The 5,015-nt window shown below is 62.9% G+C and carries 5 protein-coding genes; 1 reads left to right on the forward strand and 4 read right to left on the reverse strand.

Annotated elements, in window-relative coordinates:
- Positions 1 to 296: 296 nt before the first annotated feature.
- The gene (locus AC5DC2_RS19185) at positions 297 to 902 is read left to right on the forward strand and encodes an RNA polymerase sigma factor (RefSeq protein WP_036235667.1); all 606 of its coding nucleotides are present in this window, start codon (positions 297 to 299) and stop codon (positions 900 to 902) included.
- A 53-nt stretch (positions 903 to 955) separates the two neighbouring features.
- On the opposite strand, the gene AC5DC2_RS19190 is transcribed toward AC5DC2_RS19185, so the two are convergent.
- The 4 genes from AC5DC2_RS19190 to AC5DC2_RS19205 all read right to left on the reverse strand — a co-directional run.
- Positions 956 to 1,573 carry a CDP-alcohol phosphatidyltransferase family protein gene (locus tag AC5DC2_RS19190; RefSeq protein WP_491699625.1) on the reverse strand — a complete coding sequence of 206 codons (618 nt, stop codon included), beginning with the start codon at positions 1,571 to 1,573 and terminating at the stop codon, positions 956 to 958.
- The gene (locus AC5DC2_RS19195; protein ID WP_491699626.1) at positions 1,570 to 3,081 is read right to left on the reverse strand and encodes a dihydrolipoyl dehydrogenase family protein; all 1,512 of its coding nucleotides are present in this window, start codon (positions 3,079 to 3,081) and stop codon (positions 1,570 to 1,572) included. Before AC5DC2_RS19195 ends, AC5DC2_RS19190 begins: the two co-directional genes overlap by 4 nt.
- Before the next feature lie 602 nt (positions 3,082 to 3,683).
- On the reverse strand, positions 3,684 to 4,664 hold the full coding sequence (locus tag AC5DC2_RS19200) for a sugar-binding transcriptional regulator (RefSeq protein WP_024706348.1): 981 nt from the start codon (positions 4,662 to 4,664) through the stop codon (positions 3,684 to 3,686).
- A 3-nt stretch (positions 4,665 to 4,667) separates the two neighbouring features.
- Positions 4,668 to 5,015 (reverse strand): class II aldolase/adducin family protein (locus AC5DC2_RS19205; RefSeq protein ID WP_491699627.1); only part of this gene is annotated, 348 nt, incomplete at its 5' end.

Consider the following 5,015-nt stretch of genomic DNA (forward strand, 5'->3'; position numbering starts at 1 on the left):
ATCTTTGAATATCCAGTCATGGGCGAAGTCGCCAGTTGCGGCGGCATCGGCCCTGCAATCAGGCAAGGCTGTTCTCCGGTGCCGCAACAGGAGCCGGAAGGTGCGGCTCGGGTAGTCATGGTGCATGAACGCAGGACAGTTCATTCGATCCATATCGCATTCCAAACATGGGATTGAATCAAGTTCCCGAGAAGCGGAAGCGGGGTTGCGTCACGATGGCTTGATCGGCGCAAAACGCTCTGGACTTCCGGAAGGTCTGTTCTGTTAATGGAACGCAAACGGCGGCCGGAGGGATTGTGAGCAATACGGAAAGTGACGAGCATTTGGCGCGGTTGCTGGTTGAAGGGAACCAGGTTGCCTTCGAAGGCCTGTTCCGACGGCACAATGCGGCGATGATCCGCTTTTGCACGGGGATGGTCCAGTCCCGTCAGACAGCGGAGGAGGTGGTTCAGGATACCTGGGTATCCGTGCTCAACCGTATCGATCTCTTCGAGGGTCGCAGTTCGCTGGCGAGCTGGATTTTCACCATCCTGATCAACAAGGCCCGCACCCGTGCAAAGCGCGAGGGGCGTGTCGTCCTGTTTGACGACCAGGGTGACGGCGATGGGCTGGCCGATGCTTTTGACGGACGCGGGCGCTGGCGCACAATGCCCGCGCTTTGGGACGATCTGACGCCCGAGCGCCACGTGGCAGGCAGGAGCATTCTGCAGCATGTGGAGGCGGTGATCGCGACGCTGCCTCCGGCACAGCGGGCGGTGCTGATCCTGCGCGGTCAACAGGAGCTCGATCCTTCCGAGGTCTGTGCGCTGCTCGACATCAGCGAGGGAAACATGCGCGTTTTGCTGCACCGGGCGCGCGTGACGCTGCGCAACGCCCTTGACCGTCTGAACAAGGAAGCTTGAGAACAGGGCACATGACCGTGCCCGCTCGCTGGGCGTCGCCTTCCTTTGCGCGTTCATTTTACGGCGCCGGAAAAGGCGACCCAGCCCTGCCGCCACCGGATCACGGTGGTGAGGGCGCAGAGCGCTGCGAAACCATAGGCGATCACTGGAAAATTTCCGGGAAACAGGCACATTGCGACGAAGATCGCGATTGTCTCAAATCCTTCCGCCAATCCTCCTGCGTAATAGATGCCCTTCGTGGGAAACTCCGGCGCCTCCCTGCCGCGCTTGGCGGCCACTGCGGAAAAGGCGAGGAAGGACGAGCCGGTTCCGACGAAGGAGACGATCAGCACAGCCGCCGGCAGTGCATGGATAGCGGGAGCCTGAACGGCAAAACCCAGCGGTATGAGGGCGTAAAACACCATATCGAGCGCTATATCGAGATAGGCTCCGCGATCCGTCGGGCCCTGGATGCGGGCCACGGCGCCGTCCAGCCCGTCCATGACCCGGTTGCAGAGAATAAGGGCGAGAGCCAGCGACCATGCACCGAAGCACAGGCCGACGAACGCGCCGACGCCGGCGAGAAAACCGGTGAGGCTGATCACGTCGGCGCGTAGGCCGCGCCGCGCCAGAAGCCCGGCAACCGGCTGAAGGACAGCGCGCTGAAGCGGCAAGATCCGGGCGTCGATCATCCGCGCCTCCATGTCTGGAATCTTTCGAGTAGCGAAAGGAGGACGCCGTTGAGATGGTTGCGGCGCCACTGGCCGGCAACCATCTTGTTTGCCTCGGCGCGTGTCGGATAGATATGGATCGTCCCCAGGATTTTCCCCAGACCGTGTCCGTGTTTCATGGCGAAAACGAATTCCGCGAGCAGATCGCCGGCATGGTCGCCGACGATGGTCGCACCGAGAATCCTGTCCTTGCCCGGAACCGTCAGCACCTTGACGAAGCCGCCTGGCGAACCATCGGCGATTGCGCGGTCGAGATCGTCGTTGCCGAAGCGCGTCACTTCGTGGGGAATGTTCTTCTCCCTCGCCTCGGTTTCGGACAGCCCGACACGCGCCACCTCCGGGTCGGTGAAGGTTGCCCAGGGAATGATGCGGTAGTCGGCCCTGAAGCGCCTGATGTCGCCAAAGAGCGCATTGATCGTGGCAAACCAGGCCTGATGCCCGGCGATATGGGTGAACTGATAAGGCCCCGCGACATCGCCGGCGGCGAGGATATTCGGGTGAAGCGTTTGCAGATACGCATTGGTCGCCACGACACGGTCCGTCTTGATGCCGAGCTCTTCCAGGCCGAATCCTTTCAGCCGCGGCGACCGGCCAACGGCTGCGATCATGTCATCGAATTCGATGCGCTGTCTGTCGCCATCGTGTTCGACCTCGATCCATTTGTCGCCAGCTTCCACGCCGCAGGCGACAGCCTTGTGACCCGTCAGAACTCTCACGCCATCCGATCGGAGGGATGCCTCGACGAGCCCGGAGGCGTCCTCGTCCTCGCGCATCATCAGGCGCGGAGCCATTTCGATCTGTGTGACCTTTGACCCGAGCCGTGCAAAACTTTGCGCCAGTTCGCAGCCGATCGGCCCGCCGCCCAGCACGACCAGCCGCTTTGGCGCCTCGGGGCGATCGCGCAGTCCATCCCAGAGCGTGTCTGAGGTGAGAAAACTGACATCCTCAATGCCGGGGATCGGCGGCACGAAGGGTTGCGCGCCTGTGGCGATGACGATCGCGCGGGTCGTCAGGCGTTGGGTCTCGCCGCTGCTCAACGCGATCTCCACCGTCCAGGGATCGATCAGCTTCGCATAGCCTTTAAGGACCTCGACGCCCAGTGCGGTATAGCGTTCGATGCTGTCATGCGGCTCGATTTCGGCAATAACCTTGTGCACCCGCTCCATCACGGCGGAAAAGGGGATATTCGGCTCGACCGGTCTGAGCCCATAGCGGTCTGCGTGGCGCATCCGATGCGCCGCCTTCGCACTGCCGATCAGCGCCTTGGATGGCACACAGCCGAAGTTGAGGCAATCGCCCCCCATCCTGTTCGCCTCGACCAGCGTCACCTTTGCTTTCGCGCCTGCGGCGATATAGGCCGAGACGAGCCCTGCGGAACCAGCGCCGATCACGATGAGATTGCGGTCAAACCGCTTCGGCCGTTTCCACCGCTGTGCGTTGGTTTTCGGTTTGTTATCTGTCGTTGCCATCCGGTCGCCTCGTGAAATCGCGGCCCGTTTGAGCCTGTTCCACAGAAGACTGTCGAGCGCCGGACCTGTTACGCAACGGGGAGAAAAAGGTTGAAGGCTGTGCTTGTTGCGCAGCAAAGCCACCACGATGCGAGAGCGTTTCCGTCCTTCATGGAAACGCAGGCTCGCCCTATCTCCTTGTCTTGACGTATTCTCGCGGACGTCAGATGTCTCCATTTGACGGACAGGAGGGTGATATCGCGTCGGCAGAGCCGCTCGATTGCCTACCGCGCCAATCTCGATCACATGCAGCAAACCCTGCGCTTTCTGGTTCGCGATAGCCGCGCGGATCATCCAGAGGTTTGCGATCTAGCTCTGGCTGCATGTTCTGGCGGGGAAGGGTTACAGGACTGGCCGGGACCAGCCCATGACGATCGACCTTATGATTATGCCGCCGGCAGTGTTGGCGCCTCTGATCGCGTCTACGGCAGCACAAAGGATGACATCCGCCTCGTCATGGTTCGAGACTGAGCACGATGGGAGAAGGAGCGGAGGAGGTGGCGGAGGAGGTGGAGGCATCGAAGTCTCCGGCGCCTCTCGTCGGCGCGCAGCGGCGTCCGGCTTCACTCCATCGCAAGAAGCGCGCTTGCGAGCGTCTGGTCGGCGACGAGGTGGGTCACGAGGCCGCCTTCGATCGCCGCGCGGGTCGCCTGCAGGCGGTCCGCGCCGCAGACGACGAGGAGCCGCTTGCGCGCGGCTTTGAGGTTGTCGATGCTTGCGGCGATGATGCGGTCCTGGGGCTCAAGCGGCATGTCGTTGCCCTTGGCGTCGATGTAGCGGCAGCAATAGATGCCGACGCTGCCGGCTTTCCGCGCTGCCCGCAGCGCCGCTGGCGTCGCCATGCCGGCGGTGACGAGGTGTGTGTCGTCAGCGACATTGCCCACGGAGGCGATCGTGAGATCGAGATCGGCGAGGCGGGCCAGCTGCGTCCTGATCGTGGGTTCGCTGCGAAAGGCCTCGGCCAGCGCCACGGTCGAGACGATCCCGGGCGCATGCAGGGTGAAACAGTCGGCGTCGAGCTTGTTGGCAACCTCGATGGCGCAGATTTCGGATGCCGGAACGCGGTCTGAATCCTTCGAGCCGATCAGCTGGCACACCTCGATGTCGTTCATCGGCGCGCGCGGCATGGCCTTCGCCATCGCCGCGATCGTCTCGCCCCAGGCAACGCCGATCCTGTCGCCGGCCTCGGCGATATCCAGCACGGCCATGGCGGCGACGCGCGCGACCAGAGGCAGGTTTTCGGCCCTTCCGCTGCTCGACGGCGCGGCCTCGCCGCTGGCCACATACACATCCTCCAGGCCGAACCGGGAGCAGAGATCGCGCGACAGTGTGGATGCCGCGAGAAGCGCGCCGTCCACCTGGATTTCGACGATGCCCTTCTCGCGGCACTCGCGCAGCATGTTGACGACGGTTGCCCGCGAAATCTTGAACCGCCGGGCGATCTCGCCCTGCGTCAGGCCCTCGCCGTAATAGAGAAGGGCGACATTGGAAAGGAGAGCATCCTTTTCGCCGCCGGCCGAATAGTAACGCTGCGCGTGTTTCATGGATTAGCTGCCGACGTCCTTGTTTCCCGTTTGGCCGTAATTCTTGCGGAACCAGTTATAGCAGCGCGCTTGCTCGGCGGCAGACAATTCTTCGACGCCGCCGCGCAGCAGGGCAAAATGCGTCGTTTTCGCCGCCTCTTCCAGATACATGGCGATAGCCGTCGCCTCTTTGGCGGACGTGCCCATGGTGAACACGCCGTGCGCCTTGACGAGCGCCGCCCAGCCGCCCTCAGCCGCCTCGATCACCGCGCGCCCGGTATCGACCTCGCCCGGCGTTGCATAGCGCGAACAGGGAACGTCCCGACCAAGCATATGCGTGATCGGCGTGAGCACGGCGGGTATCCGCTCGCC

The sequence above is a fragment of the Martelella sp. genome (genome assembly GCF_984369615.1).

Bases quoted from the DNA above. Each gene is read 5' to 3' on its own strand.
- AC5DC2_RS19200 (WP_024706348.1), bottom strand. From the start codon at position 4,664: ATGAAACACGCGCAGCGTTACTATTCGGCCGGCGGCGAAAAGGATGCT.
- AC5DC2_RS19190 (WP_491699625.1), bottom strand. From the start codon at position 1,573: ATGATCGACGCCCGGATCTTGCCGCTTCAGCGCGCTGTCCTTCAGCCG.
- AC5DC2_RS19195 (WP_491699626.1), bottom strand. From the start codon at position 3,081: ATGGCAACGACAGATAACAAACCGAAAACCAACGCACAGCGGTGGAAA.